This window comes from Nocardia farcinica, from assembly GCF_029867845.1.
GTDB classification, from domain to species: Bacteria; Actinomycetota; Actinomycetes; order Mycobacteriales; family Mycobacteriaceae; genus Nocardia; species Nocardia farcinica_A.
The window spans coordinates 1-3,274 of record NZ_JARWRU010001090.1 but is presented as its reverse complement, the minus strand read 5'-3'; the positions used below and the strand labels follow the sequence as shown (position 1 = coordinate 3,274).

The following is a 3,274-nucleotide window of genomic DNA, read 5'->3' as shown; positions in this document are numbered from 1 at the left end:
GTGCCGCGCGAGCGGATCTTCATCGACAAAGGGTTCTCCGGGACCACCCGCAACAACCGGGCCGGCCTGGACAACGCACTCGCCGCCGCCACCTCCGCCGCAGCGGCCATCGACGAGCGACAGGTAGTGCTGACCACGACGAAGTTCGACCGATTCGCACGCAACATGGCCGAAGCAGGCCAGACCCTGACCGAACTGCGCGAGCGCGATGTGCTGTTCGGACTCGGGAGCTCGATCTACGACTGGGCAGACCCGTTCGGCAAGCTGTTCCTGCAAACCCTCGCCATGGTCGCCGAATTCGAAGCCAACCTCAACCACCTACGCACCCGCGAGGGCATGGCCAAAGCCCGCGCAAAAGGCAGACTCAAAGGCAAACAGCCGAAACTACCTCTCACGGCACGGAAAACAATCCACCGCCGCTACCACGACCCCGCCGACGACGCGAGCCTCGCTGACCTCGCCGAGGAATACAGCGTCGGCCGCTCCACCATCCACCGCATCGTCAGCAATGCTCCACCACGAGCCTGAGAATTCACCAGCCTGTCGTAAAGACCCCGCTACTTCGCACTTCCTGACAACCCTTGGGTTGCGGGCCCTTACGTCCCACACGAGTCCTGACCCGAATCGGATCGTCGGCGAGCTGGGCGGATACGCCGCGCCCACCAGGAGCCGGTGGCGAGACAGACGATCGTTTCAACCCAACAGGCCGAGCGGATCATCGACCAGACACAACGCCATATCCGCCCGATTTTCGGCAAATGCTACGGCTACCCCGGTGTGCGCTGCTGGGGCGAGGACGGCATGAAGGCGCTGTGGTCGGCGGCGAATGTGAAGGTCATCGGCGGCGGCCTGGACGACGAAGCGTTCCTTCGCGCCCGCTCGGAGTTGATCGGCCCGCACTACGAGCAGTCGGTCTCGGTCAGCAAAGCCCAGGGCGGGCACCGCTCGCACTCGGTGTCGCGGACCACCGAAATCACCCTGCACCCGAGTGATCTGGCGGCGATGCCGCGCGGGCGGTGCGTGGTGTTCACCTCCGGCAACCGGGCCACGCTCGCCCAGACCGTGCCCTGGATGGACCGCCCCTACGCCGCCCAAATCGCCGCCGCTCTCGACGAACTCGCCAACGCCACCGAGCCCGTGCGGCCGCGGTTGCAGGTGGTGCCGCCACTGTCCGACCAGAAAGGCAAAACCGCATGACCAGCACCGATATCCCGACCAGCAGCAGCGACATCGACATCGACCTCACCACCCTCGACACCGACACCGACACCGGGGCAGGGGCCGGGGCGGGGGTCGGTGGGGTGGTGGAGCTGACCGAGGCGTTGACCGGTGCGGTCCGCAAAGCGATCGCTTCCCAGGTCGCCGAGGCCGCCCAGCTCATCGCCAAGGGCGCACTCGATGAGGTCCTCACCGAGGAGGTCGCCGAGGAGATGCGGGTCGCGGCGGTGCGTGACGCGCTGGCCGCGGTCGACCCCCAGCAGGGTGAGGACCCGGTCGAGAAGCTGAAGTACCGCAACCTGGAGCTGTTCGTCTCCGAGTTCCTCGCCCGCGTCTACCGCCGCGAGGTCACCCGGGAGGGGAGCCAGAAGAAGGCTCGCTGGTGCCCGGTGTGGTGGGACCACGGTGAGGCCGTGGCCCGGTTGGCGGCGTTGTGGCGGTCCTTCGAGCGGATGCGCCAGGGCGACGGGGTGGAGATGTCGGTGTGGTGGCTGCACCACGCCGACCCGATGATGGACCGCCTGCTCGATCCCGAGAACGGGCCGTTCCGCTACTGCTCGGTCGCCGATGGGCATGTGCGGCGCCTGACCAAGCTGCCGGTCGTGGAGATCCCCGACGCGCTGAAGTTCGCCGACGGCTACATCGAGGACCAGCAGCCCGACACCACCACGGCGGCGCTGCCGGTGACGAGTCTCTACCTGCCGCCCGCCACCGGGCAGGCCCGCCGGGTGGTCATCCGGGAGTTTCCCTGATGGCCGTCCCAGCACATGAGGCGGGTCGGGGGTCGTGGGTGCGGGTCACCACCGCGCTGGAGCAGGTGGTGGGCCCGGGCCGTCCGTCAGGGTCGTGGACGAAGTACTGCTGCCCGGTGCACGAGGGTGATGGTCGTCATCATCGGCCGTCGTTGTCGGTGAAGTATTTCGGCGACGCCGGCCGCACGAAGGTCCGCTGCCAGGCCGGGTGTGAGGACGAACTGGTTCTCGACGCGGTCGGGCTGCGGGTGGCCGACCTCTACGACACCCCGTTGCGGCGCGGTGAGCGTGGGGCGCGGTCCGGTCCGGCCCGGCGCCCAGCCAAGCGGGCGGAATCCCGATCCGATCGTGCCCTGCGCGCGGCGGGCATCCCGGCGCACAAACCCAAACGTGACCTCGGCGCGCAGGTTTCGCCGTGGAGGTCGACCGCCACCTACACCTACGTCCGCGCTGACGGCACCGTCGCCGGTGAGGTCATCCGCCGCGAGGCCGATTTCGAGGGTGGGCGGGACAAGTCGTTCTCCCAACGCTCCTGGAACTCCCGGCACGGTGGTTGGGAGCGCACCGGTTTCGACAAGATCCCGTTCCAGCTGCCGCAGGTTCGTGAAGCGATCGCCGCCGGGCGCACCATCTACCTCGTCGAGGGGGAGAAGGACGCCCTCAACGCCGCCGCAGCGGGGTTGGTGGCCACCACCAACGCCGGCGGCGCCTCGGGGTGGTCGCCCGAGCATGCCGAGTGGCTGCGTGGGGCGCGCACCGTGGTTATCGTCGCCGACCGCGACGCGCCGGGCTTTCACCGCGCCGACCGGGTCATGGCCACCCTGTCCGGGCTGGTGGGACGGGTGCGGGTGGTGCAGGCCGCCACCGGCAAGGACCTCACCGACCATCTCGAGGCCGGGCATCGGATCGCTGATTTGGTGCCGATCCCGTACCTGGACCCCTACACCCGCGCCCTGACCGCCGTGCCCACCCCGCCGGCCACCACGACCGCGGCGGTGGCCGGACCGGCCCCACCGCCCTCTGCGGTGTCGCCCGCGCCCGAGTTCCCCGCCGAAACGCCCTCTCCCCAAGGACATCCGATGCCTGAATCCTTGCTCACTCCCGCCGCCGAGACGACACCGCATTCCGACGAGGTCGACCACATGCACAGTCAGTGGTCGGTGTTCATGAAGTTGCTGATGCAGCAGATGCTGCTGATGGCGACCAAAGCCGTCCACCAGCGCGCGGCCGCCGCCGCCGAGGCGGCCCGCAAGTCCGAACAAGCCGCCCCCGACGCCGAGGAACCCGCCGCCCCCGAGAAGGCC

Annotated in this window: 3 protein-coding genes and 1 pseudogene; all 4 read left to right on the top strand. The window is 69.0% G+C overall.

Annotation, left to right across the window (positions count from 1 at the left end; genetic code table 11):
• Nucleotides 1-528: recombinase family protein (locus QH283_RS24125; protein WP_280505224.1), on the top strand; the 528-nt coding region annotated here is incomplete at its 5' end.
• A 144-nt stretch (nt 529-672) separates the two neighbouring features.
• Nucleotides 673-1,197: a TraM recognition domain-containing protein gene (locus tag QH283_RS24120; RefSeq protein ID WP_011212404.1), complete on the top strand. Its 525-nt coding sequence runs from the start codon at nt 673-675 to the stop codon at nt 1,195-1,197.
• A complete protein-coding gene (locus QH283_RS24115) occupies nt 1,194-1,970 on the top strand; it encodes a DUF4913 domain-containing protein (RefSeq protein WP_011212405.1) in 777 nt (258 codons plus the stop codon). Before QH283_RS24120 ends, QH283_RS24115 begins: the two co-directional genes overlap by 4 nt.
• A gap of 38 nt (nt 1,971-2,008) precedes the next feature.
• A pseudogene (locus QH283_RS24110) lies at nt 2,009-3,274 on the top strand (toprim domain-containing protein); the annotation flags it as partial.